The sequence below is a fragment of the Klebsiella sp. P1927 genome, assembly GCF_018204675.1.
GTDB lineage: Bacteria > Pseudomonadota > Gammaproteobacteria > Enterobacterales > Enterobacteriaceae > Klebsiella > Klebsiella pneumoniae.
The window spans coordinates 2,840,922-2,866,353 of sequence record NZ_CP073377.1 but is presented as its reverse complement, the minus strand read 5'-3'; the positions used below and the strand labels follow the sequence as shown (position 1 = coordinate 2,866,353).

Annotated in this window: 22 protein-coding genes and 1 other annotated feature; of the genes, 12 read left to right on the top strand and 10 right to left on the bottom strand. The window is 58.7% G+C overall.

The annotated features are described in order from the left end of the window. The first annotated feature begins 2 nt into the window (after window positions 1-2). Complete coding sequence (locus tag KB892_RS14595) at window positions 3-1,262, top strand: glycerate kinase type-2 family protein (protein WP_002901726.1); 1,260 nt, start codon at window positions 3-5, stop codon at window positions 1,260-1,262. A gap of 218 nt (window positions 1,263-1,480) precedes the next feature. Here the strand turns inward: KB892_RS14595 and trpA are convergent, their stop codons facing one another. Genes trpA through KB892_RS14570 form a run of 5 tightly spaced genes read right to left on the bottom strand, consistent with a single transcriptional unit; the run spans window position 1,481 to window position 8,012 of the window. Next, window positions 1,481-2,290 carry a tryptophan synthase subunit alpha gene (gene trpA, locus KB892_RS14590; RefSeq protein WP_002901728.1) on the bottom strand — a complete coding sequence of 270 codons (810 nt, stop codon included), beginning with the start codon at window positions 2,288-2,290 and terminating at the stop codon, window positions 1,481-1,483. Beyond that, window positions 2,290-3,483, bottom strand: coding sequence for a tryptophan synthase subunit beta (trpB, locus tag KB892_RS14585; RefSeq protein ID WP_002901730.1), 1,194 nt, complete (start codon window positions 3,481-3,483; stop codon window positions 2,290-2,292). The genes trpA and trpB overlap by 1 nt, the downstream gene beginning before the upstream one ends. A gap of 9 nt (window positions 3,484-3,492) precedes the next feature. Continuing rightward, complete coding sequence (gene trpCF, locus KB892_RS14580) at window positions 3,493-4,851, bottom strand: bifunctional indole-3-glycerol-phosphate synthase TrpC/phosphoribosylanthranilate isomerase TrpF (RefSeq protein WP_002901733.1); 1,359 nt, start codon at window positions 4,849-4,851, stop codon at window positions 3,493-3,495. A 3-nt stretch (window positions 4,852-4,854) separates the two neighbouring features. After that, complete coding sequence (gene trpD, locus KB892_RS14575; RefSeq protein ID WP_004148109.1) at window positions 4,855-6,450, bottom strand: bifunctional anthranilate synthase glutamate amidotransferase component TrpG/anthranilate phosphoribosyltransferase TrpD; 1,596 nt, start codon at window positions 6,448-6,450, stop codon at window positions 4,855-4,857. Further along, a complete protein-coding gene (locus tag KB892_RS14570) occupies window positions 6,450-8,012 on the bottom strand; it encodes an anthranilate synthase component 1 (protein WP_004198226.1) in 1,563 nt (520 codons plus the stop codon). Before KB892_RS14570 ends, trpD begins: the two co-directional genes overlap by 1 nt. 33 nt (window positions 8,013-8,045) lie before the next feature. Next, window positions 8,046-8,141 (bottom strand) — a sequence feature (Trp leader region). A gap of 159 nt (window positions 8,142-8,300) precedes the next feature. Between KB892_RS14570 and rnm the strand changes: the two genes are divergently transcribed. Continuing rightward, window positions 8,301-9,164, top strand: coding sequence for an RNase RNM (rnm, locus tag KB892_RS14565; RefSeq protein WP_002901735.1), 864 nt, complete (start codon window positions 8,301-8,303; stop codon window positions 9,162-9,164). A gap of 16 nt (window positions 9,165-9,180) precedes the next feature. After that, window positions 9,181-9,801, top strand: a complete 621-nt coding sequence (locus KB892_RS14560) for an L-threonylcarbamoyladenylate synthase (protein WP_002901738.1) — start codon at window positions 9,181-9,183, stop codon at window positions 9,799-9,801. A gap of 21 nt (window positions 9,802-9,822) precedes the next feature. Here the strand turns inward: KB892_RS14560 and KB892_RS14555 are convergent, their stop codons facing one another. Continuing rightward, entirely contained in the window at window positions 9,823-10,731 is a 909-nt protein-coding gene (locus KB892_RS14555; protein ID WP_002901739.1) for a DMT family transporter, read from the bottom strand. 111 nt (window positions 10,732-10,842) lie between these two features. Between KB892_RS14555 and gcvA the strand changes: the two genes are divergently transcribed. After that, the gene (gcvA, locus tag KB892_RS14550; protein ID WP_004151909.1) at window positions 10,843-11,739 is read left to right on the top strand and encodes a transcriptional regulator GcvA; all 897 of its coding nucleotides are present in this window, start codon (window positions 10,843-10,845) and stop codon (window positions 11,737-11,739) included. Window positions 11,740-12,020: 281 nt separating this feature from the next. Beyond that, window positions 12,021-12,923, top strand: a complete 903-nt coding sequence (gene rluB / locus KB892_RS14545) for a 23S rRNA pseudouridine(2605) synthase RluB (RefSeq protein WP_211778014.1) — start codon at window positions 12,021-12,023, stop codon at window positions 12,921-12,923. A 59-nt stretch (window positions 12,924-12,982) separates the two neighbouring features. Here the strand turns inward: rluB and cobO are convergent, their stop codons facing one another. Further along, window positions 12,983-13,573, bottom strand: a complete 591-nt coding sequence (gene cobO / locus KB892_RS14540) for a cob(I)yrinic acid a,c-diamide adenosyltransferase (protein WP_002901749.1) — start codon at window positions 13,571-13,573, stop codon at window positions 12,983-12,985. Next, window positions 13,570-14,331 carry a YciK family oxidoreductase gene (locus tag KB892_RS14535; RefSeq protein WP_002901754.1) on the bottom strand — a complete coding sequence of 254 codons (762 nt, stop codon included), beginning with the start codon at window positions 14,329-14,331 and terminating at the stop codon, window positions 13,570-13,572. Before KB892_RS14535 ends, cobO begins: the two co-directional genes overlap by 4 nt. Here KB892_RS14535 and KB892_RS14530 point away from each other — a divergent pair. Further along, entirely contained in the window at window positions 14,326-14,541 is a 216-nt protein-coding gene (locus KB892_RS14530; protein ID WP_004148112.1) for a hypothetical protein, read from the top strand. The genes KB892_RS14535 and KB892_RS14530 overlap by 6 nt on opposite strands. A gap of 44 nt (window positions 14,542-14,585) precedes the next feature. Then, the gene (sohB, locus tag KB892_RS14525) at window positions 14,586-15,632 is read left to right on the top strand and encodes a protease SohB (RefSeq protein WP_002901758.1); all 1,047 of its coding nucleotides are present in this window, start codon (window positions 14,586-14,588) and stop codon (window positions 15,630-15,632) included. Window positions 15,633-15,679: 47 nt separating this feature from the next. On the opposite strand, the gene KB892_RS14520 is transcribed toward sohB, so the two are convergent. Further along, on the bottom strand, window positions 15,680-15,931 hold the full coding sequence (locus tag KB892_RS14520; protein ID WP_002901761.1) for a YciN family protein: 252 nt from the start codon (window positions 15,929-15,931) through the stop codon (window positions 15,680-15,682). A gap of 406 nt (window positions 15,932-16,337) precedes the next feature. On the opposite strand from KB892_RS14520, the gene topA reads away from it, so the two are divergent. The 4 genes from topA (at window position 16,338) to acnA (ending at window position 23,729) form a co-directional block, all read left to right on the top strand. Next, window positions 16,338-18,935 (top strand): type I DNA topoisomerase, encoded by a 2,598-nt coding sequence (topA, locus tag KB892_RS14515; protein WP_002901763.1) that lies wholly within the window; start codon window positions 16,338-16,340, stop codon window positions 18,933-18,935. A 345-nt stretch (window positions 18,936-19,280) separates the two neighbouring features. After that, on the top strand, window positions 19,281-20,255 hold the full coding sequence (gene cysB, locus KB892_RS14510; protein WP_002901772.1) for an HTH-type transcriptional regulator CysB: 975 nt from the start codon (window positions 19,281-19,283) through the stop codon (window positions 20,253-20,255). A gap of 245 nt (window positions 20,256-20,500) precedes the next feature. Beyond that, window positions 20,501-20,668 carry a YmiA family putative membrane protein gene (locus KB892_RS14505; protein WP_002901776.1) on the top strand — a complete coding sequence of 56 codons (168 nt, stop codon included), beginning with the start codon at window positions 20,501-20,503 and terminating at the stop codon, window positions 20,666-20,668. A gap of 388 nt (window positions 20,669-21,056) precedes the next feature. Continuing rightward, window positions 21,057-23,729: an aconitate hydratase AcnA gene (gene acnA / locus KB892_RS14500; protein WP_002901777.1), complete on the top strand. Its 2,673-nt coding sequence runs from the start codon at window positions 21,057-21,059 to the stop codon at window positions 23,727-23,729. A 46-nt stretch (window positions 23,730-23,775) separates the two neighbouring features. Here acnA and ribA read toward each other — a convergent pair whose 3' ends face one another. Continuing rightward, a complete protein-coding gene (gene ribA / locus KB892_RS14495) occupies window positions 23,776-24,378 on the bottom strand; it encodes a GTP cyclohydrolase II (protein ID WP_002901778.1) in 603 nt (200 codons plus the stop codon). Between the two features lie 163 nt (window positions 24,379-24,541). On the opposite strand from ribA, the gene pgpB reads away from it, so the two are divergent. Continuing rightward, the gene (gene pgpB / locus KB892_RS14490; protein ID WP_002901779.1) at window positions 24,542-25,309 is read left to right on the top strand and encodes a phosphatidylglycerophosphatase B; all 768 of its coding nucleotides are present in this window, start codon (window positions 24,542-24,544) and stop codon (window positions 25,307-25,309) included. Window positions 25,310-25,432: the final 123 nt, after the last annotated feature.

The window sequence follows — 25,432 nt, the reverse complement described above, 5'->3', positions numbered from 1 at the left end:
ACATGAATAACGAACAGGCTGCAGAGATCCTGCAGGATATCTTTCAACATGCGGTCAACAGTGCCCGCGCCGGGCCGGTGACCCTGGCTAACCTGCCGGAAAAACCTCGCGGCCGTTGTGTGGTGATCGGTGCGGGTAAAGCGTCCGCGGCAATGGCGGCTGCCGTGGATGCGGCCTGGCCGGATGTGGCGGTGTCGGGCGTGGTGGTGACGCGTTACGGTTACGCGGTTCCTGCGGGCCGCATCCGCATTATTGAGGCGGCTCATCCCGTATCAGATGCCATGAGCGAGGTTGCCGCAATGCTGATTGTGGAGACGCTGCGCGGTTTAACTGCCGATGATCTGGTGCTGGCATTGATTTCAGGGGGAGGGTCGGCGCTGATGGCGCTGCCCGCCCCGGGGTTAACGCTGGCAGATAAGCAGACCATCACCCGGGCCCTGCTCCATAGCGGGGCCAACATCAAAGAGATGAATCTGGTACGTCGTCATCTCTCAGCGGTGAAAGGCGGAAAGCTGGCGACCATGGCGCAACCGGCGCGCATCGTATCACTGATTATCAGCGATGTGCCTGGCGATAATCCGACGGACGTAGCGTCTGGCCCCACCGTTGCCGATAACAGCGCACCACGTGATGCGCTCCGGGTACTGCAGCGGTATGGCATTACGATCCCGAAGCCCGTTAGCGAACGGCTAAACCAGCCGGCCGGCCCGATGGAAAACGCCGCGACAGGCGAGGTCAGGCTTATCGCCACGCCGGCGATGGCGTTAGCGGCGGCGGGGCTGGCCGCACGACAACATGGGTTCACCCCCCTTATTTTGGGGGATGCTATAGAAGGTGAAAGCAGGGAAGTGGCGGTGGTCATGGCCGGTATGGCGAAATCGGCGAAGCAGTATGGTCACCCGATTTCAGGGCCTGCTGTGCTGTTGTCAGGTGGCGAAACCACGGTGACAGTAAACAACACTCAGCCTGGAAAAGGGGGCCGCAATACCGAGTTTTTACTCAGTCTGGCCTGTGCGCTCCAGGGGGAACACGGTATCTGGGCCATGGCGGGAGATAGCGATGGTATTGATGGCACAGAAGATGCCGCAGGTGCGATCGTCTTCCCGGATACGCTTGCGCGCGGCAAGCTGAGCGGTCTTAATGCAGTGCAATATCTGGATGGCCATGATAGTTACTGCTATTTTCACGCGCTTAATGATTTGCTGATCACCGGCCCGACGTTAACCAACGTCAATGATATTCGGGCAATATTGATTGCCTGACTGTATCGCTCTCCTGTGCCAGGGAGAGCGATATTTTTCCCTTTCAACATAGTTCAAATCTTCGGTATCCGCCCGCCATCCATTTCCACGCTAAAGCGCATCGCCTGGCGTCAAGGTGTCGATCATCGGGCCGTCTGATGTGTTGGCGTGCAAGATGACATGGAAAGGAAGGTAACGCGTGGAAATCGCCGCCTGGCGCGATACCAGGCGGCTGATGGTCAGGCGGTTTTGGTCGCTGCCTTCAGGCTCTGGACGAAGGCTTTCAGCTCGTCGAGCATGGTCTGCGGCTCATCGAGGTGGCGTTCGATGATTTTGACGATGGCGGAACCGGAGATAGCCCCGGCGGCTCCGGCGTCAATGGCGGCGCTCACCTGCTCCGGCGCGGAGATACCAAAGCCCTGCAGCGGCGGCGCGGCGTGATATTCCGCCAGCTTCTCCACCAGGTGGTGCAGCGGCAGCGCGGCGCGATTTTCCGCACCCGTCACTCCGGCGCGCGACAGCAGATAGGTGTAGCCGCGGCCATAAGAGGCAATCTGGCGCAGTAAATCGTCATCCGCATTGGGCGGGCAGATGAAAATCGGTGCGATGTTATGGCGCATCGCCGCCTGGCGGAACGGGGCGGACTCTTCCACCGGCACGTCGGCCACCAGCACCGAGTCGACGCCGACGCGGGCGCACTGGGCATAGAACGCATCGATGCCCGGGCTGAAGACGAGGTTGGCATACATCAGCAGGCCGATTGGGATGGTCGGATGCTTCTGGCGGATCGCCGCCAGCATCTCAAAGCACTGCGCCGGGGTCACTCCCGCGGCGAAGGCGCGCAGGGCCGCGCCCTGGATGGTCGGGCCGTCCGCCAGCGGGTCGGAGAAAGGGATCCCCAGTTCAAGGGCATCAGCGCCGCCTTCGATCAGCGCATCGATAATTTTCAGCGACTGCTCCGGTCCCGGATCGCCAAGGGTGACAAAGGGGACGAAGGCGCCTTCCTGGCGATTTTTCAGTTGGGCAAACAGCGTCTCATAGCGTTCCATCAGATTTCCCCTCGCGCTTTCAGGATGTCATGTACGGTGAAAATGTCTTTGTCGCCGCGGCCGGAGAGATTAACCACCAGCAGCTGCTCTTTTTCCGGGTTCTCGCGCATCATCTTCAGCGCGTGGGCCAGAGCGTGAGAGGACTCCAGCGCCGGGATAATCCCTTCGTGGCGGGAAAGCGCTTTAAACGCGTCCAGCGCTTCGTCGTCAGTGATCGACACATAGTCAGCGCGACCGGTGCTGTTCAGAAACGCGTGCTGCGGCCCAACGGACGGGAAGTCCAGCCCGGCGGAAATGGAGTAAGACTCTTCGATCTGGCCGTCGGCGGTCTGCATCATCGGCGACTTCATACCGAAGTAGATCCCAACGCGGCCATGCTTCAGCGGCGCGCCGTGCTCGCCGCTCTCGATACCGTGTCCGGCGGGCTCCACGCCGATCAGGCCGACGTTGGTTTCCTCGATAAAATCAGCGAACATGCCGATGGCGTTTGATCCGCCGCCGACGCAGGCGATCACCGCGTCCGGTAGGCGGCCCTCTTTTTCAAGGATCTGCGCTTTGGTCTCTTCGCCAATCATGCGCTGGAATTCACGCACAATCGTCGGGAACGGGTGCGGACCGGCGGCGGTGCCCAGCATATAGTGCGCCTTTTCGTAGCTGCCGGACCAGTCGCGCAGCGCCTCGTTACAGGCATCTTTCAGCGTGGCGGAGCCGCTGTGCACCGGGATCACCTCGGCGCCCATCAGGCGCATACGGAACACGTTCGGCGACTGGCGCTCGACGTCCTTGGCACCCATGTAGATACGGCATTTCAGGCCGAGCAGGGCGCTGGCCAGCGCTGAGGCGACGCCGTGCTGGCCGGCGCCGGTCTCGGCGATAATTTCGGTTTTACCCATCCGTTTGGCCAGCAGGGCCTGGCCCAGCACCTGGTTGGTTTTGTGCGCGCCGCCGTGCAGCAGATCTTCGCGTTTCAGGTACAGGGTGGTGCGGGTGCCTTCGGTCAGATTCCGGCATTTGGTCAGGGCCGTCGGACGACCGGCGTAGTTTTTCAGCAGGTCGGTGAATTCCGCCTGAAAGGCCGGGTCCTTCTGCGCGCTGACAAAGGCTTCTTCCAGCTGGCGCAGGGCGGGCATCAGGATCTGCGGCACATACATGCCGCCGAATTCGCCGAAGTAGGGGTTCAGTAAAGTGCTCATTATTGCTCCTTAATATGCGCGCAGCGTCTGGAATACGGAGGCCAGCTTGCTGGCGTCTTTCATCCCTGGTTGCGACTCTACGCCTGAATTGAAATCGAGTCCGGCACAGCCGCTTTTGGCCGCTTCCACACAGTTATCGGCGCCGAGGCCGCCCGCCAGCATGACGTTGCGCAGATCCTGGCCCTGCAGCAGGCTCCAGTCAAAGCGCTGGCCGCTGCCGCCCTGGCCGTTGTCGAGCAGGTACTTGTCGACATGGTGGAGCGTACGGGCCGGGAAGGTTTCGCCGACGCTCAGCGCTTTCCAGATGCGGACGTTGTCCGCGAGGGCGTCGCGCAGCGCGTCGATATAGGCCTGGTCTTCATCACCGTGCAGCTGCACGGCGGCCAGCCCCAGAGCCTGCGCGCGGGCGACCACCTCCTCCAGCGGCGCATTGCGGAAGACGCCGACGTACTGCAGCGGCGCAGCGGCGATCACCGCTTTGGCCTGGGCGTCATTCACCGCTCGCGGCGAGGTCGGGACGAAGATCAGCCCACCGTAAATGGCGCCGGACTCCCAGGCCACCTGGGCATCCTGCGGGCGCGTCAGGCCGCACACTTTGTTCTCGCCGAGCAGCACGCGTTTAACCGCCGCTTCCAGATCCGCCTGCTCCATCAGGGCGGAGCCGATCAGGAAGCCGTTGGCGAAGTGGCTCAGCTCGCGCACTTCGGCATAGGTATGGATGCCGGATTCGCTGATCACCGTGACATCCGGGCCGAGACGCGCCGCCAGCTGACGGGTGCGGTTAAGGTCAATCGACATATCGCGCAGGTCGCGGTTGTTAATGCCCACCACCTTCGCCTTCAGGGCGATGGCGCGCTCCAGTTCCTCTTCATTGCTGACTTCGGTCAGCACGCCCATATTCAGGCTGTGAGCCACCGCCGAGAGCTGACGATACTGTTCATCGTCGAGCACCGAGAGCATCAGCAGGCAGGCGTCGGCCTGATAGTAGCGCGCCAGGTAGATCTGGTAAGGGTCGATGGTGAAGTCCTTACACAGGATCGGCTGCGGCGCGACCTGGCTGACGATCGGCAGGAAATCGAAGCTGCCCTGGAAATATTTCTCATCACACAGCACCGAGATCGCCGAGGCGTAGTGCTTGTAGATGCTGGCGATCGCTGCCGGATCGAAATCCTCGCGAATCAACCCCTTCGACGGTGAGGCCTTCTTGCACTCAAGAATAAACGCGGTGCGGGTGCCGGCCAGCGCGTCATAGAAATTGCGCTGCGTCGGAACGATCTCATTTTGAAAACTGGCTAACGGTTGTTGTTGTTTGCGGGCTTCCACCCAAATCGCTTTGTCGGCAACGATTTTTGCTAAAACGGTTTGCATTATTTACCCTCTTGCCGCTAAGGCGGTCACTCTGTCATAGGCCGCGCCGCTGTGCAGCACATCCAGTACCTGCTGAGCGTTAGCTTTCAGATCTTCATGCCCGTGTAAACGCATCAACATGGCGACGTTGGCGGCGACGGCGGCTTCGTGAGCGGCTTCACCTTTACCTTGTAGCAAGCGCGTCAGAATGTCACGGTTTTCTTCCGGGGTGCCGCCCGCCAGCTGCGCCTGATGGTAAGGCGTCAGGCCGAAGTCGTCGGCGGTCAGCTGATAGCTTTTAATTTCCCCGTTATGCAGTTCGGCCACCACCGTAGGCGCATGCAGCGAAACTTCATCCATCCCACCGCTGTGCACCACCGCCGCGCGCTGATAACCCAGCACGCGCAGGGTCTCGGCGATCGGCAGCACCAGTTCCGGGCTGTAGACGCCAATCAGCGCCAGCGGCGGATGCGCCGGGTTGATCAGCGGGCCCAGCACGTTGAACAGGGTGCGGGTCTTCAGCTGCTGACGGACCGGCATCGCGTGGCGGAAACCGGTGTGGTACTTCGGCGCGAACAGGAAGCAGACGCCCAGCTCATCAAGCGCGGCGCGGGATTTATCGGCGTTCATATCGAGATTAATGCCGAAGGCCGCCAGCAGGTCAGAAGAGCCTGATTTACTGGAGACGCTGCGGTTGCCGTGTTTCGCCACTTTTAACCCGCAGGCCGCAGCGACAAAGGCGCTGGCGGTGGAGATATTGATGCTGTTGCTGCCGTCGCCACCGGTGCCAACGATGTCGGCAAACAGGTAGTCCGGGCGCGGGAACGGCGCGGCGTTTTCCAGCAGCGCGGTAGCGGCGCCGGCAATTTCCTGCGGCTGCTCACCGCGCACTTTCATGCTGACCAGCGCGGCGGCCAGTTGCTCAGGCTTCACTTCGCCGCGCACGACGGCGGAGAACAGCTGGTGGCTCTCCTGCTGACTCAGGGTTTCCGCCTGGTACAGCTTCTCAAGGATCGGCTGGAGGGTGTTGGTATGCTCCAGCTTCTGCAGCGCCCAGGCCAGGGTCTGCTCCAGCAGTCGCGCGCCCTGGGTGGTGAGGATCGATTCCGGGTGGAACTGGAAGCCGCACACCCGATCCGCATCGTGACGCACCGCCATCACCATACCGTTGAAATTGGCGTTAATCGTCAGCCCGGCGGGAATATTGCTGCCGACCAGCGAGTGGTAGCGCGCCACCGGCAGCGGGTTAGCCAGACCGGCAAACATCGCCTGGCCGTCGTGCTCAATGCTGGAGGCTTTGCCATGGAGGATCTCCCCCGCCTGGCCGACATAGCCGCCGTAGGCTTCGACAATGGCCTGGTGGCCGAGGCAGATGCCGATGATCGGCAGCTTGCCGCGCATACGGGTCAGCAGCTCCGGCATGCAGCCGGCTTCGCTTGGCGTACCCGGGCCCGGGGAGAGCATCAGCACCGGGTTGTCCATGGTGCCCAGACGCTCAATCAGCGCCTGCGCCGGAACGGAGTTGCGATAAATCACTACGTTATGGCCGTTGGCGCGCAGCTGGTCTGCCAGGTTATAGGTAAAGGAATCGATATTATCGAGCAGCAGAATGTCAGCCATCAGAAAATCTCCTTCGCGTGATGGGCCTGGGCAATGGCGCGCAGCACCGCGCGGGCTTTATTTCGGGTCTCATCCGCTTCCGACTGGGGAACCGAGTCGAGCACAATGCCGGCTCCGGCCTGGACGGTAGCGATACCTTCCTGCACGTAGGCGGAACGGATGACGATGCAGGTGTCGAGGTCGCCGTGGGCGGTGAAATAGCCCACCGCGCCGCCGTAGCTGCCGCGGCGTTTACCTTCGGCGGCGGCAATCAGCTGCATGGCGCGGACCTTCGGCGCGCCGCTGAGGGTGCCCATATTCATGCAGGCGCGATAGGCGTGGAGGACGTCGAGATCCTGACGCAATTCGCCTACTACACGGGAGACCAGATGCATCACGAAGGAGTAGCGGTCAACCTTGGTTAAATCAGCGACATAGCGGCTGCCCGGGGTGCAGATGCGCGCCAGGTCATTACGCGCCAGGTCCACCAGCATCAGGTGTTCGGAAAGCTCTTTATGATCGGTGCGCATTTCCAGCTCGATGCGGCTGTCGAGGTCGCGATCCAGCGAGCCGTCGGCGCGGCGGCCGCGTGGCCGGGTGCCGGCGATGGGGTAGATCTCAATCTGACGGCTGACGGCATCATACTTCAGCGAGCTTTCCGGCGAGGCGCCGAACAGGGTGAAATCATTGTCCTGCATAAAGAACATGTACGGGCTGGGGTTGCTCTTCTTCAGCACATCATAAGCGGCCAGCGGCGATGGGCAGGGCAGCGAGAAGCGGCGGGAAGGAACCACCTGGAAGATTTCCCCGGCGCGGATCGCGCGCTGCATTTTGCGCACCACCGCGCCGTACTCTTCATCGCTCTGGTCAACGTCGCAGCGCATTTCGGCCACGGTGGTAACCGGTAGCGGCGCCGGCGGCTCGTTCAGCTGCTGACGCAGCTGGCTCAGGCGCTGCTCCAGGCGCTGTTTTTCACTCTCCAGCGGGGTGAACAGGCTGGCCTGAATGCGGGTATGCTTGGTCTGATGGTCGATGACCAGCAGGGTTTCCGCCAGATAGAAGCAGTAGTCCGGGCAGGTGGTGTCGCTTTGCAACTGGGGAAGATCTTCAAAACCGGCCACCAGGTCATAGGCGAACAGGCCGCCGAAGAACATCGCTTCGCGCTCGTTGTCCGGAACGCTCACCAGCTCCTGCAGGAGACGGAAGGCGTCAAACACCGACAGTGAGCAGAGACGGGCGTCTTCATCGAGCAGGGCGCTGACGGCCGGGAAGGTCAGGATGCGGCCGTTGGGCTGGCGCTGATTGATGATCCCGGAGGGCAGCGCGCCGTCCAGTAGTTCCAGCAGCGCCGCGCCGTTGGCGGAGAGGGCCTGAATAGTGACAGTGTCACCAAGGGCCGTAATGCGCAGCGCGCTATCGACCAGCAGTAGGCTTTTTAAGTCATCTTTGCTGTCGATGTCAGCGGATTCCAGCAGCAGCGTCGCCGGACGGGCGCCGCACAGTTGGTGGAATAACGCCGTCGGGTTCTCCCGGTAGATGGCGTCGCTGGTGAGAAGCTCGAGTGCCGGTTTGGATGTTTGCATTATTGTTCTCGCCTGTTCGTATTATTTTTGTCCAATAAAAAGCCCGCTCATTGGCGGGCCGGGTATCTGTATGCTGAATGCAAAACGCGATCACGCCGCCCGTCGTCAGGAGGTGCGCCACCAGCTGTGCAGAGTGATAAAGTGCATTTTCATCGTGATACCCCTTCATGTGAACTTGCGTACTAGTTAACTAGTTCAATGGAATAAAGTCAACCCTTGTTTGCAGATTTTCTCTGCCTGTCGGTATGATAATGCGCTTATTTACGTTGATGTCCAGCAGGAGTCCTTTTGAGCGACAGCCAATACGCAGTGATTTACGATCTGCACAGCCATACCACCGCCTCTGACGGGCGGCTGACTCCGCAGGAACTGGTCCATCGCGCCCATGAGATGCGCGTCGGCACCCTGGCGATCACCGACCATGACAGCGTGGCGGCGATCCCGGCGGCCCGGGAGGAGATCGCCCGCGCCGGATTACCCTTGACCCTGGTGAACGGCGTCGAGATTTCCACCCTTTGGGAGAATCACGAGATTCATATTGTGGGTCTGAATATTGATATTGCGCACCCAACGATGACCGCCCTGCTGGAGGAGCAGAAAGCGCGGCGCCAGCAGCGCGGTCAGATGATTGCCGAGCGCCTGGAGAAGGCGCGGATCCCCGGCGCCTGGGAAGGGGCGCTGCGACTGGCGGACGGTGGCGCCGTCACCCGCGGCCATTTTGCCCGTTTTCTGGTGGAGGCCGGCCATGCGAAAAACATGGCGGAAGTCTTCAAAAAATACCTTGCCCGCGGGAAAACCGGTTACGTGCCGCCGCAGTGGTGTACAATAAAACAAGCGATTGATGTGATTCATCATTCTGGCGGCAAGGCGGTGATTGCCCATCCCGGGCGCTACGATCTCTCCGCCAAGTGGTTGAAGCGGCTGTTGGCCCACTTTAGCGAGCAGGGCGGTGATGCCATGGAAGTGGCCCAGTGTCAGCAGGCGCCCCATGAACGCGCCCAGCTGGCCACCCTGGCCGTGCAGTTTGGTCTTCTGGCGTCGCAGGGATCCGATTTTCATCAGCCCTGCGCGTGGATCGAACTTGGCCGTAAGCTCTGGCTTCCTGCCGGCGTGGAAGGCGTCTGGCACAGTTGGGAAGCGGCCGCCGAATAAAAATTGAGAGGGAAGTATGAGCCAGTTTTTTTATATCCATCCGGATAACCCGCAGGCGCGGTTGATTAACCAGGCGGTGGAGATTGTGCGTAAGGGCGGGGTGATCGTTTATCCTACCGACTCCGGCTACGCGCTGGGCTGCAAAATTGAAGACAAGGGGGCGATGGAGCGGATCTGCCGCATCCGTCAGCTGCCGGACGGCCACAACTTTACCCTGATGTGCCGCGATCTGTCCGAGCTGTCAACCTACGCTTTTGTGGATAATGTGGCATTTCGCCTGATGAAAAACAACACGCCGGGCAACTATACCTTTATCCTTAAGGGGACCAAAGAGGTGCCGCGTCGGCTGCTGCAGGAGAAGCGTAAAACCATCGGCATGCGCGTCCCGTCTAACCCCATCGCTCAGGCGTTGCTCGAGACCTTAGGCGAGCCGATGCTCTCCACGTCGCTGATGCTGCCCGGCAGCGACTTTACCGAATCCGACCCGGAAGAGATCAAAGATCGTCTGGAGAAAGTGGTGGACCTCATCATTCACGGCGGTTTCCTTGGGCAGCAGCCGACCACGGTTATCGATCTCACTGAAGACACCCCGGTGGTGCTGCGCGAAGGCGTCGGCGACGTGAGGCCGTTTCTCTAAGGCTATCTGCCGGGCGGTGCATCATGCGCCGTCCGGTACCCCGCGTTTTCGCCCCGACGGCACGATAATCATCCATAGCGCTACACAAACCAGCAGCGCGCCGAGAATCAATCCTTTCTCCACTGTCTCTCCGAGGCAGAGATAGCCCCACAGCGCCGCAAAAGGTGGGATCAAAAAGGTCACCGACAGCGAACGCAGCGGCCCTATATCTGCAATCAAGCGGAAGTAGATAATATACCCTGCCGCCGTGCAGACCACGCCCAGCATGACTATCGCTATCCACGGCAGACTCTGCCGCCAGTCTACGGCAGGCCCATGCCAGCAGGACCAGAGAAAGAAAGGAAACAGAAACAGCGTGGCGCCGACCTGGCTACCCAGCGCGACGCGTTCAGCCTCGAGGCCGCCTCGCTGCTGGATCCAGCGGCGGGTCAGAAAGCCGGCCAGACCGTAACAGGCGGTCGCGGTCAGGCAGGCGCCAATCCCCGGCAGCAGCAGGGCGGCGCTAAGGCCAGACGTCGGGCGCGCGATCACCGCCACGCCAATGGCGCCCAGTATCGCGCCGCCGCCTTTGCGCAGGGTTAACGGTTCTGCAAAGCATAACGCGCCGATCAGCACCCCCATCATCGGCGCCGTGGCGTTAAGCGTGGCGGAGTACCCTGCCGGCAGCCATTGCGCGGCAAGGCAGTACATGAGAAAAGGAAGGCCTGAATTAATGACCCCCAGCTGCAGAGTGGATGTGAATTTTCCCTGATACCCGCTCCATTTACCCTGCACGCCGAGTAACAGCCCGAGCGCGATAGCGGCGAACAGTACGCGAAGAAAAGCGCTGTTCAACGCCCCGAAGGCCGGGGTGGTGATGCGCATAAACAAAAAGCTGGCGCCCCAGAGGGCGGCGAGCAGCAGCAGGCGGCCATAGTCGATAACACGCATGATTGACTCCTTGTAGTCACGAAGGAAGTCAACTGTAGAACCCACGTGCAGCGTGCGACAAACGCGTTATGCTTACATGATTAAGTTTTTCTTAACCGAGGTTCCATACCCATGAAACTCCCGCCGCTGAATGCGTTGCGCTGCTTTGAGGCGGCGGCGCGGCTGCTCAGCCTGAAGCTGGCCGCCAGTGAGCTTTGCGTCACGCCCAGCGCCGTCAGCCAGCAGATTGCCCGCCTTGAGGAGACGCTGAATGTCCCGCTATTTATCCGTACTCCGCGACGGTTACAGTTAACGGCGGTGGGAGAGATCTACCTGCGGGCCGTTCAGCCGGCGTTTCATCAGATAGCCGCCGCCACCCAGCGTCTGCAGGTGCCCCCGGGACCAGAAAAGGTAGCTATCAGCTGTACCAGCGGCTTCGCCATTCAGTGGCTGCTGCCGCGGCTGGCTGATTTTGAACAACGCTATCCGCAGATAGAGATCCAGATCGGCACCACCAACCGGCGAGTGGATTTGCTGAGTGAAGGGATCGATTTTGCCGTGCGTCATGGTGTCGGCGGCTGGCCGGAACTGCAGGCTTACCGCCTGCTGGATGACGACCTGATGCCGGTCTGTAGCCCGCAACTGATTGCTCCGCGCCGGACGCTCACCGATGCGAGCGATCTACTGCAGTATCCGCTGCTGCACGATGAACATCGTGAAGACTGGGCGCTGTGGTGTAAGGCCGTGGGGCTGGCGCCGCACTTCGCGCGGCGTGGGCCGGTGTTCACTGATTCCAACGGCGTGACGGAGGCGGCGTTCGCCGGTATGGGGATGGCATTACTGCGACGCTCATTCATAGCGCCTGCGCTGACGCAGGGGCGGCTGGTTAATCCTCTGGCGCAGCCCATCGCCTGTCCGCTGGCCTATCATCTGGTTTACCACGAGACCGCGCTGCTGGCGCCTGCCAACCGCTGTTTTCGCGACTGGCTGCTTGGCCAGCGCCCGGCCGTTGCTGAGGAGCGCGCGTAATGAGGGGGGCGCTGTCCGATAAAGATCCGTATGCGTGAATGGGCACAGGAGAATGAGGAAAATCTGTTCCATACTAAAGACGGGGCGCGGCGAACAGAAGCTTTCCCGACGAAGTTAGTGTAGTATGTTCGGCCACGAATACGGGCTCGCGGTGGATATCCTGAACGCGCCGACGAGACTTTACGTTAAAAGTATATACGTAACAATGAGTTGTGCTTTTGGCCTCATTGTTTCATAAAGCATACCAGACGCCTGGGAAGGCGACACCTTAAGGAAGCTCAATGAGCGAGAAACTGCAAAAAGTGCTGGCCCGCGCCGGCCACGGCTCCCGCCGTGAAATTGAAGCGAAAATCGAAGCTGGCCGCGTCAGCGTCGACGGCAAAATCGCCACCCTCGGCGATCGTGTGGAAATTGTCCCTGGTTTAAAAATTCGTATCGATGGTCATCTGATCTCGGTGAAAGAGTCTGCCGAGCAGATCTGCCGCGTGCTGGCTTACTATAAACCGGAAGGCGAGCTGTGCACCCGTAACGATCCGGAAGGACGCCCGACGGTGTTTGATCGTCTGCCTAAACTGCGCGGCGCGCGCTGGATTGCCGTTGGTCGTCTGGACGTGAATACCTGCGGCCTGCTGCTGTTCACCACCGATGGCGAACTGGCCAACCGCCTGATGCACCCGAGCCGTGAAGTCGAGCGTGAGTACGCCGTTCGCGTTTTCGGCCAGGTGGATGATGATAAGCTGCGCCAGCTGTCGCGAGGCGTACAGTTAGAAGATGGTCCGGCAGCGTTTAAAACCATCAAATTCACCGGCGGCGAAGGGATTAACCAGTGGTATAACGTTACCCTGACCGAAGGGCGTAACCGCGAAGTGCGTCGCCTGTGGGAAGCGGTCGGCGTGCAGGTCAGCCGTCTGATCCGCGTGCGCTACGGCGATATTCTGCTGCCGAAAGGCCTGCCGCGCGGCGGCTATACCGAGCTGGACCTGGCGCAGATCAACTACCTGCGCGAGCTGGTGGAGCTCACGCCGGAAACCAGCTCTAAGGTTGCCGTCGAGAAAGACCGTCGGCGGTTGAAAGCCAATCAGATCCGTCGGGCGGTGAAGCGTCACAGCCAGACCAGCGCTAATCCGCGCCAGGGTAACAACAGCAACCGTCGTTCCAGTACTCGCAATAAGACTAACGGTTAATGTTATGCGTTCCGGTGACTTGCCGCCGGAACGCGTACTTCCTCCGCGCTATCAGGCCCTTAGTAGTCAATCCCCATCTGCGCTTTAATCCCGGCATCAAATGCATGCTTGACCGGACGCAGTTCGCTGACGGTATCGGCCAGTTCAATAATATCGCGATGACAGCCGCGGCCGGTGATGATCACCGACTGATGGGCAGGGCGCTCACGCAGGGCGCTCAGCACCGACTCCAGCGGCAGGTAATCATACGCCACCATGTAGGTCAGCTCGTCCAGCAGCACCAGATCGAGCTGGTCGTCAGCGAGCATACGGCGGGCATGCTCCCAGACCGCCAGGCAGGCGGCGGTGTCGCTGTCGCGATCCTGGGTGTTCCAGGTGAAACCTGTGGCCATCACCTGAAATTCGACGCCGTGAGGCTCCAGCAGATTACGCTCGCCGTTAGGCCAGGTCCCCTTGATAAACTGGATCACGCCGACTTTTTTGCCATGGCCGACGGCGCGGGTCGCGGTGCCAAAGGCGGCGGTGGTTTTGCCTTTGCCGTTGCCGGTAAAGACCATCACAATGCCGCGCTCGTCCTGGGCCGCCGCCACCCGGGCGTCAACTTTATCTTTCAGCCGCTGCTGGCGTTCGCGGTAGCGTTCATCACTCATTGGGCAATTCCTGGTTTACGTCCCGGTTGGGCGTCGAAGGTCATTCCCGTCTTGCGACGACTGTCGTCACCCATCAGCCACAGATAGACGGGCATAATGTCAGCGGGGGTTTTCAGTTTCAGCGGATCTTCCGTCGGGAACGCGCTGGCGCGCATTCCGGTGCGAGTGCCGCCGGGGTTGATACAGTTTACCCGCAGGTGGCGGCTTTGATACTCGTCGGCCAGCACCTGCATCATCCCTTCGGTGGCGAATTTGGAAACGGCATAGGCGCCCCAGTTGGCGCGGCCCTGACGACCGACGCTGGATGAGGTGAAGACCAGCGAGCCCGATTCCGAACGGAGTAATAAAGGAAGAAGCGCCTGGGTCAGCATAAAGGTGCCATTAACGTTCACCTGCATCACCTGCTGCCAGACCTCCGGCTTCTGCTCTTCCATTGGGCAGATGTCGCCGAGCAGGCCAGCGTTATGCAGCACGCCGTCAAGGCGGGGATAGTGCATGCTGATCTGCTGCGCCAGCTGCTGGCACGCCTGGGGCGTACAGGTGAGCAGGTCGAGGGTAAACCAGCGAGGGGGAATACCACCCTCACGCTCAATCTCCTGGGCGACGGTGCGCAGTTTGTCGTCGTTGCGACCCAGCAGGATAACGCTGGCGCTATAGCGCGCGTAGGTCAGGGCCGCTTCACGACCAATCCCGTCGCTGGCCCCGGTGACCAGGATGATGCGCTCTTTCAGCAAGTGACGTTGTGGTTGATAATGCACGGCAACTCCTTGGGCGATCGGTTCCCGATCGCGCTTCATCTTTGGTATCTCACTTTTGCGCTGTTATGCCTGAAAGCGCCCGCCATTGCAATCGGCGAAGCGGAAAGTATTCACAAAATTAATATCTTGCAACGATTTCAGCCGCGCGAAAAAAAACGGAATCCGCTGCGCAGAGAACACAAAGCACAAAGACTTCTCGCCAGCGGCTGAGGTACACTGTGCAGCAACGTCAGTGCTTTACACAAGGTGAAAACGTGGAATTACTTGCTCAGTACGGCTTATTTTTAGCCAAGATCGCGACGGTTGTCGTCGCCATCGCGGTGATTGCCGCTATTATCGTCAACCTCGCTCAGCGCAAGAAGCAGCGCGGCGAGCTGCGGGTGACCAATCTTAGCGAGCATTATAAAGAGATGAAGGAATCGCTGGCGGTGGCGCTGCTGGACGGCCCGCAGCAGAAGCAGTGGCATAAGGCGCAGAAGAAAAAGCAAAAACAAGAGGCGAAGGCGGCCAAAGCGCGGGCGAAGCTGGGTAATGCCGAGCCGGAAGGCAAGCCGCGCGCCTGGGTGCTGGATTTCAAAGGCAGTATGGATGCCCATGAGGTCAATAGCCTGCGGGAAGAGATCACCGCGGTACTGGCGGCGGCGAAAGCGCGCGATCAGGTGGTGATTCGCCTGGAAAGCCCCGGCGGGGTGGTGCACGGCTACGGTCTGGCCGCCTCTCAGCTGCAGCGCTTGCGCGACAAGCAGATCCCGCTGACGGTGGCGGTCGACAAAGTGGCGGCCAGCGGCGGCTATATGATGGCCTGCGTGGCGAACAAAATTGTCTCGGCGCCGTTTGCGATCCTCGGCTCTATTGGCGTGGTGGCGCAGATCCCGAACCTGCACCGCTTCCTGAAGAATAAAGATATCGATATCGAACTGCACACCGCCGGGCAGTACAAACGAACGCTCACCATGCTGGGCGAAAATACCGAGGAAGGGCGGCGCAAGTTCCGCGAGGATCTCAATGAAACACATCATTTGTTCAAGGATTTCGTCCACCGGATGCGTCCGGGACTTGATATTGAGCAGGTGGCCACCGGCGAACACTGGTACGGGGTGCAGGCGCTGGAAAAAGGTCTGGTGGATGCGGTTGAAACCAGCGATGAGCTGCTGCTGGGGCTGATGGAGAGCCACGAGGTGATCGGGGTGCGTTATCAACAGCGTAAGAAGATGCTCGACCGCTTTACCGGTAGCGCGGCGGAGAGCGCCGATCGGCTTCTGCTGCGCTGGTGGCAGCGCGGTCAGAAACCGCTGATGTAAATAACATAACGCGAGGCCTGGGCCTCGCATTATTGTTTTCACTGGTCTTAATCGACCAGGTGGTACTTGTCCGACAGCTCGTGAGCAAGATACTTAAACATGTTAAATACCGCTGTACTCTTCGGCGTCGGTAGTCCCTGCTCATCAAGGTAAAACTCACCGCTAAACACCAGGACATTGTTGCGCTGAACGACGTCGGTGGCTTCGATACCGGCTAACGTATCCTCATGTTCGCGAATAAGTTTGTTGGCTTTTTCGAGCAGCGTCTGGCGATCGATTGGTTGGGTTGTACCTTGCATAACGGACTCCTCTTTTTCTCCGCGCGTAGTTTACGCCGCGCGGCGGCGTGGGGCAAATTTTCCATGCATAAATCAGGGGTAATGGTAACCAGTGGAGAAACAGCCGTTTACTGGCGGGATTTGCTTTTGCATGCTAATAAAGTTGCGTAACGAATTTTATCAGGTACAGTGTGACGCTTTCGGCGATCTGGCAACAGATTTGCTTGACATTCGGCCAAAAATTCTTCGTGCTATGTCACCTGACGAGAAAAAGTCAGCAAACTCAAGCGCCTGGTTTTACGGAGATGAAACGGGTGTTCAGGGTTGATATTCACCGACGGTGCCGCAACATATGAGGCAGTCGCCAGTGGAGGGTGTATGAATGTGCGATGTATTCCTGGATGAATCAAATTAGGTAAAGGTGAATATGGGTAAAGCTCTCGTTATCGTTGAGTCCCCGGCAAAAGCCAAAACGATCAATAAGTATCTGGGTAATGACTACGTGGTGAAATCCAGCGTCGGTCATATCCGCGATTTGCCGACCAGTGGATCAGCTTCCAAAAAGAGCGCCGACTCTACCGCCACCAAAGGGGCTAAAAAGCCTAAAAAGGACGAACGTAGTGCTCTGGTTAACCGTATGGGCGTGGACCCATGGCATGACTGGAATGCGCACTATGAAGTACTTCCGGGTAAAGAAAAGGTAGTTTCAGAACTCAAACAGTTGGCGGAAAAAGCTGACCACATCTATCTCGCAACCGACCTTGACCGCGAAGGGGAAGCCATTGCCTGGCACCTGCGGGAAGTCATCGGCGGCGATGAACAGCGTTACAGCCGCGTGGTGTTCAATGAGATCACCAAAAACGCTATTCGTCAGGCCTTTGAAAAGCCGGGCGAACTGAATATCGATCGGGTTAACGCCCAGCAGGCGCGTCGTTTTATGGACCGCGTGGTGGGCTATATGGTTTCGCCGCTGCTGTGGAAAAAAATCGCCCGTGGTCTTTCTGCCGGGCGCGTGCAGTCCGTCGCGGTCCGCCTGGTGGTGGAGCGTGAACGTGAAATTAAAGCGTTCGTCCCGGAAGAGTACTGGGAAGTCGACGCCAGCACCACCACGCCGGGCGGTGACGCCCTGCCGCTGCAGGTAACCCATAAGGATGATAAGCCGTTCCGTCCGGTCAGCCGTGATGAGACCATGGCGGCGGTATCGCTGCTGGAAAAAGCCAGCTACAGCGTACTGGAGCGTGAAGATAAGCCGACCAGCAGCAAGCCGGGCGCGCCGTTCATCACCTCCACCCTGCAGCAGGCGGCCAGCACCCGTCTGGGCTTCGGCGTGAAAAAGACCATGATGATGGCTCAGCGACTCTATGAGGCAGGGCACATCACCTATATGCGTACCGACTCCACCAACCTGAGTCAGGACGCGCTGAACATGGTTCGCGGCTACATCAGCGACAAATTTGGCAAAAAATATCTGCCGGATAGCGCGAACCAGTACGCCAGCAAAGAAAACTCGCAGGAAGCGCACGAAGCGATTCGTCCGTCTGATGTGAACGTGCTGGCGGAAACGCTGAAAGATATGGAAGCGGATGCGCAGAAGCTTTATCAGCTGATCTGGCGCCAGTTTGTCGCCTGTCAGATGACGCCGGCGCAGTACGACTCCACCACGCTGACCGTGGCTGCGGGTGATTTCAAACTGAAAGCGCGCGGTCGCACTTTACGTTTCGACGGCTGGACAAAAGTCATGCCGGCGCTGCGCAAGGGCGATGAAGACCGAACGCTGCCGCTGGTCAAACAGGGCGACCGCCTGAGCCTGGTGGAGCTGACGCCTGCGCAGCACTTTACCAAGCCGCCGGCGCGTTTCAGCGAGGCCTCGCTGGTGAAAGAGCTGGAAAAACGCGGGATTGGCCGTCCGTCGACCTACGCGTCGATTATTTCGACCATTCAGGATCGCGGCTACGTGCGGGTGGAAAATCGTCGTTTTTACGCCGAAAAAATGGGCGAGATCGTTACCGACCGGCTGGAAGAAAACTTCCGCGATCTGATGAACTACGATTTTACCGCGCAGATGGAGGATCGCCTCGACCAGGTTGCGAACCACCAGGCCGAGTGGAAAGAGGTGCTGAACCACTTCTTCGGCGATTTTACCACCCAGCTGGCGACGGCAGAGAAAGATCCGGAAGAGGGCGGCATGCAGCCGAACCCGATGGTGCTCACCAGCATCGACTGCCCGACCTGCGGCCGTAAAATGGGGATCCGTACCGCCAGCACCGGCGTTTTCCTCGGCTGTTCGGGCTATGCCTTGCCGCCGAAAGAGCGGTGCAAAACCACCATCAACCTGGTGCCGGAGAACGAAGTCCTCAACGTGCTGGAAGGCGATGACGCGGAAACCAACGCGCTGCGCGCCAAACGTCGCTGCCAGAAGTGTGGGACGGCGATGGACAGCTACCTTATCGATCCTAAGCGTAAGCTGCACGTCTGTGGTAATAACCCGACCTGCGACGGCTACGAGATTGAAGAGGGCGAATTCCGCATCAAGGGCTATGACGGCCCGGTGGTGGAGTGCGAGAAGTGCGGTTCTGAAATGCACCTGAAAATGGGGCGTTTCGGTAAGTACATGGCCTGTACCAACGACGAGTGTAAGAACACGCGTAAGATCCTGCGCAATGGCGAAGTGGCTCCGCCGAAGGAAGATCCGGTGCCGCTGCCGGAGCTGCCGTGTGAGAAGTCTGACGCCTACTTTGTGCTGCGCGACGGGGCGGCGGGCGTCTTCCTGGCGGCCAACACCTTCCCGAAATCACGGGAAACGCGTGCGCCGCTGGTGGAGGAGCTGTACCGCTTCCGCGATCGTCTGCCGGAAAAACTGCGTTATCTCGCCGATGCGCCGCAGCAGGATCCGGAAGGCAATAAAACGCTGGTACGCTTTAGCCGTAAAACCAAGCAGCAGTACGTGGCGTCTGAAAAAGAGGGCAAAGCGACCGGCTGGTCAGCTTTCTTTATCGACGGTAAGTGGACGGAAGCCAAAAAGTAATGGCGTTCGTTCGGGCAGGAAAAGCGCGCTTTTCCTGCTCAGGCGACCGGCAGAGAGAGTGCATTTCTCTGCCGTGTCGTCTTCCCCTCTTTGCGTTAATTTCCTCCCCTTATAACCACCTATATTATTTTTCGTTAGCGTCTATACAGTGTTGATATAAATGATATAGTGGTTATAGTTAATGCCTTTTTTATTATTAAAACGTCTTATACATCATCGCTTTCAGGATGCATTGCGGCGCCACTATGGCCAACTGCCGGGAGCCCAGGGCCTTCATCGGCGACAAGTTGCCTGAACGTAAAGTGTATTAAGCGGCTTCATTTTACGCGCAAACGGATATCAGCCATGAAACTACAACAGCTTCGCTACATCGTTGAGGTGGTTAACCATAACCTGAATGTTTCATCCACCGCCGAAGGGCTCTATACCTCCCAGCCGGGTATCAGTAAGCAGGTCCGCATGCTGGAGGATGAGCTGGGCATTCAGATCTTTGCCCGCAGCGGTAAACACTTAACCCAGGTGACGCCGGCCGGGCAGGAGATCATCCGCATCGCCCGCGAAGTGCTGTCGAAAGTCGATGCCATCAAATCTGTCGCCGGAGAGCATACCTGGCCTGACAAAGGGTCTCTTTACGTCGCCACCACCCATACCCAGGCGCGCTATGCGTTACCGGGAGTGATCAAGGGGTTTATTGAACGCTACCCGCGGGTGTCGCTGCATATGCATCAGGGCTCGCCGACTCAGATTGCGGAGGCTGTGTCGAAAGGCAATGCCGATTTCGCCATCGCCACCGAGGCGCTGCATCTGTATGACGATCTGGTGATGCTGCCATGCTATCACTGGAACCGGTCGATTGTAGTGACCCCCGAGCATCCTCTGGCCACCAAGGGCTCGGTGTCCATAGAGGAACTGGCCCAGTATCCATTGGTAACCTATACCTTTGGTTTTACCGGCCGCTCCGAACTGGATACCGCGTTTAACCGTGCGGGCCTGACGCCGCGCATTGTTTTTACCGCCACCGATGCCGACGTCATCAAAACCTATGTTCGCCTGGGGCTGGGGGTAGGGGTAATCGCCAGCATGGCGGTGGATCCGGTCTCTGACCCGGATCTGGTGAAGCTGGATGCGAACGGTATTTTCAGCCACAGCACCACTAAGATAGGTTTCCGCCGTAGCACCTTCTTACGAAGCTACATGTATGATTTTATTCAACGTTTTGCTCCCCATTTGACCAGGGACGTGGTAGATACCGCGGTGGCTTTACGCTCGAATGAAGATATTGAAGCGATGTTCAAAGATATAAAACTTCCGGAAAAATAACCCTGAAAATAATAATGGCACTCCCTGCGAGGAGTGCCATTAACTATGATGGACTGTATTTAACAACTTAAACCTCGAACCAATCACAAAATTAATAATTTTTGGCAACACGTTTTTCATTATGCCCGCCGCGATCAAATAACCGGTTAAATATATTCCATCAGGCCTAAATTCACTGGATTAATCTTTTATCCATAATTAAGATTTATCTGTACCTGATGATTTGAGCAATTGGTGGTGACAATATGATAAGTAATATCGATTACATGAAACTGGCGATGTCATACGAGAATGACAAAACCGAAATCGATCCCGTTCTGCGTAGTCGCGTATGGGGCGTAGTGTTGGTAGGGTTGGCGATGTTCTGGAGCATCATCGCGCTCACCATCTGCAACATCTGGATTGTCAGCTAAAGCTGTAGGTCATCGTTGTAGATACATGTCATTTTTATGACAGTGAAAGGAAACTGTAATATAAAATCAGTGACCGGCAATACAGGGAGAATATATTTTGCCGCTGGATTCATCCAACCTGAAATCACTCACCAGAGCTAATCACTGCCCGCTGGCCGATTAGCTCTTTTTTTGTCCTCGTGTACTAATACAATATCGGCATACGCCCTCTTTGCACTATTTTGGTGCTATTTCGCCTGCTCTCGGATAATTCCCGTTTCCTCTCTCTCTGTCTCGTCGTATTTAGCAATTTGGGTTGTTATCAAAGTGTTATGCTCAGTATGTGTTATCTTTAATGGAGACCCTGAGGAGAATCAGGGTATGCCATCCCTGAGATAAAGGAGGAGCTATGTCGTCAACCCTACGAGAAGCCAGTAAGGACACGCTGCAGGTCAACGATAAAACCTGGCATTACTACAGTCTGCCGTTGGCGGAGAAGCAACTGGGCGAGATCAGTCGACTGCCCAAGTCGCTGAAGGTGCTGATGGAGAACCTGCTGCGCTGGCAGGACGGTGACTCGGTAACTGAAGAAGATATTCGCGCCCTGGCCGGCTGGCTGCAACAGGCCCATGCCGACCGGGAAATCGCCTACCGTCCGGCACGCGTCCTGATGCAGGACTTTACCGGCGTGCCGGCGGTAGTGGATCTGGCCGCCATGCGCGAGGCGGTGAAACGCCTTGGCGGCGATACGGCGAAGGTTAATCCGCTATCGCCGGTTGACCTGGTGATCGACCACTCGGTGACCGTTGACCGCTTCGGCGACGACGAGGCCTTCGAAGACAACGTCCGCCTGGAAATGGAGCGGAACCACGAACGCTACGCTTTTCTGCGCTGGGGGCAGCAGGCCTTCAGCCGCTTCAGCGTGGTGCCGCCGGGCACCGGTATTTGCCACCAGGTGAACCTGGAATACCTTGGCCGGGCGGTCTGGAGCGAGGAGGTGAACGGCCAGTGGATGGCGTGGCCGGATACGCTGGTGGGCACCGACTCCCATACCACCATGATTAATGGTCTTGGCGTGCTGGGCTGGGGCGTGGGCGGGATTGAAGCGGAAGCCGCTATGCTGGGCCAGCCGGTGTCAATGCTGATCCCCGATGTTGTGGGCTTTAAGCTCAGCGGCAAACTGCGCGAAGGCATCACCGCCACTGACCTGGTACTGACGGTTACCCAGATGCTGCGTCAGCATGGCGTCGTCGGCAAGTTTGTTGAATTCTACGGTGACGGCCTGGATACCTTACCCCTTGCCGACAGGGCGACCATCGCCAATATGGCGCCGGAGTATGGCGCCACCTGTGGCTTTTTCCCTATCGATGACGTAACGCTCAGCTATATGCGTCTCAGCGGCCGTAGCGAAGAACAGGTCGCGCTGGTGGAAGCCTACGCTAAAGCCCAGGGCATGTGGCGCCAGCCTGGCGATGAGCCGGTCTTTACCAGTACCCTGGCGCTGGATATGAGCAGCGTCGAAGCGAGCCTCGCCGGGCCGAAGCGACCGCAGGATCGCGTGGCGCTGGGCGATGTTCCGAAAGCCTTCGCCGCCAGCGGCGAGCTGGAGGTTAACCACCTTCAGCGTCAGCGTCAGCCGGTTGACTATACGCTGAACGGGCATCACTATTCGCTACCGGATGGCGCGGTGGCTATTGCAGCGATTACCTCCTGCACCAATACCTCTAACCCCAGCGTGTTGATGGCCGCCGGCCTGCTGGCGAAAAAAGCCGTCGAACGCGGCCTGCAGCCGCAGCCGTGGGTGAAAGCTTCTCTGGCCCCAGGCTCGAAAGTGGTGTCGGATTATCTGGCCCATGCCGGCCTGACGCCTTACCTCGACCAGCTCGGCTTCAATCTGGTGGGATATGGTTGCACCACCTGTATTGGTAACTCCGGTCCATTGCCTGAACCTATCGAAGAAGCGATCAAAAAAGGCGATCTGACCGTCGGGGCAGTGCTCTCCGGTAACCGTAACTTCGAAGGGCGTATTCATCCGCTGGTGAAAACCAACTGGCTGGCCTCGCCGCCGTTGGTGGTCGCCTATGCGCTGGCGGGGAACATGAATATCGACCTCACCCGCGAGCCGTTGGGACAGGGCAAGAATGGCGAGCCGGTCTATCTGAAAGATATCTGGCCGAGCGGGGAGGAGATTGCCCGCGCGGTGGAACAGGTCTCCACCGAGATGTTCCGCAAAGAGTACGCGGAAGTGTTTTCCGGCACTGAGGAGTGGAAGGCGATCAAGGTGGAGGCGTCAGATACCTACGACTGGCAGGAGGACTCGACCTATATTCGCTTGTCGCCGTTCTTTGACGAGATGGGCGTCGAGCCGCTGCCGGTAGAGGATATTCGCGGCGCGCGGATCCTCGCCATGCTGGGCGACTCAGTCACCACGGACCACATTTCGCCGGCGGGGAGCATCAAAGCCGATAGTCCGGCAGGCCGCTATCTGCAGGAGCATGGGGTTGCCCGGCGCGACTTTAACTCCTATGGTTCCCGTCGCGGTAACCATGAGGTGATGATGCGTGGCACCTTCGCCAATATCCGCATCCGTAACGAAATGGTCCCAGGGGTGGAAGGGGGTATGACCCGCCATCTGCCGGATCCTGAACCGATGGCGATTTACGATGCGGCGATGCTGTACAAGGCTGAGGGCACACCGCTGGCGGTGATTGCCGGTAAGGAGTATGGCTCAGGTTCCAGCCGTGACTGGGCGGCGAAGGGGCCGCGCCTGCTGGGGATTCGGGTAGTGATCGCCGAGTCCTTCGAGCGTATCCATCGTTCCAACCTGATCGGAATGGGCATTTTGCCGCTGGAGTTCCCGCAGGGCGTCACCCGCAAAACGCTACGGTTGACCGGGGAAGAGCGGATTGATATCAGTAATCTGCAGTCGCTTCAGCCTGGCGCTACGGTGCCGGTGACCCTGACTCGCGCTGACGGCTCGCAGGAAGCGATCCCTTGTCGGTGCCGTATCGACACGGCGACAGAACTCACCTACTACCGCAACGACGGCATCCTGCACTACGTTATTCGTAATATGCTGTGAAACAAAGGGCCAGCATCGCTGGCCCTTTTTCGGTTATTCCACCGGTTTATTCTGTCGGCTTGCTGTTCAGCAGATGGCCCATCTTGGCGGCTTTGGTGTCCAGATAGTGAGCGTTTTTCGGGTTACGCCCGACGATCAGCGGCACCCGCTCCACAATGTTGATCCCGGCTTCGGTAAGAATTTCCACTTTTTTCGGGTTATTGGTTAATAACCGCACCTGCTCAACGTTGAGCAATTTGAACATGTCGGCGCACAAGGTGAAATCGCGCTCATCGGCGGCGAAGCCAAGCTGATGGTTCGCTTCGACAGTGTCGTAGCCCTGATCCTGCAGCGCGTAGGCGCGGATCTTATTCAATAAACCAATGTTGCGTCCTTCCTGGCGGTGATAGAGCAGGATCCCCCGACCTTCTTCAGCGATATGCGACAGAGCCGCTTCCAGCTGAAAGCCGCAATCACAGCGCAGGCTAAACAGGGCATCGCCCGTCAAACACTCTGAATGTACGCGGGCGAGGACCGGCGACTGCCCTGATATATCGCCATACACCAGCGCGACATGATCCTGTCCGGTTGCCAGTTCTTCAAAACCCACCATCAGGAAATCGCCCCAGGGGGTTGGCAGTTTGGCTTCTGCCACACGTTTAAGCTGCATGTGATTCTCCAGATTCTGTCAGCACCTGACTGTGCTTTCTGTTTCCCGCTATTTTGCCACAACGCCTGGACGTTCTCCTAATCGCGAACGGTTAGCCGTGTGGAAAGCGCACAAACGATCTACTTTCCGCTATGATGTTCATCTACAAGGAGAAGGAGAGAAAATGCTGTTGATAGCCCGACGAACTGCTCTCGCGGCGGCGCTGCTGCTGGTTATGCCCCTCACGGTCTGGCTTTCCGGGTGGCTGTGGCAGCCTGGACTGCCGGTTGCCATGTTGAAAAGCCTGTGGTGGGTGACGGAAACGGTGACCCAACCGTGGGGAATTATCACTCATGTCGTGCTTTGCGGCTGGTTCCTCTGGTGTCTGCGCTTTCGGCTGCGCGCGGCGTTGATCCTGTTCCTTATCCTTGCCGCCGCTATCCTGGCGGGACAGGGGGCGAAATCCTGGGTCAAGGCGCGGGTCCAGGAGCCGAGACCGTTCGTCATCTGGCTGGAAAACACAAGGCAGGTGCCGGTGACGCAATTCTACGCGTTAAAGCGTAAAGAACGCGCTAAACTGGTGCATGAACAGCTGGCGCAGGCGCAGGACATTCCGTCATTTTTACGCAAACACTGGCAGAAGGAGACGGGGTTTGCTTTCCCGTCAGGTCACACCATGTTTGCCGCCAGCTGGGCGTTACTCGCTGCGGGACTGCTGTGGCCGCGTCGCCGCTGGGGCACAATCGCGGTGCTGCTGGTGTGGGCGACGGCGGTGATGGGCAGTCGCCTGGCGCTGGGCATGCACTGGCCGCTGGATCTCATCGTCGCCACGCTGATCTCCTGGCTGCTGGTCACGGTGGCCTGCTGGCTGACGCAGCGCCTTTGTGGGCCGCTCTCGCCGCCCGGAGAAGAGGCGCAGGATATTAAAAAACGGATGCCTGAAGCGGAATAATGTTGATTTTGGCGGCATCCGACCGCATATCCTGAAGAGTTGCCATGCTTTTTCATTCCACCGCTGCGGCGAAAATGATACTTTATAGGGCTGAAAGCGGGCTTTTTTCGCGCAACCCACATA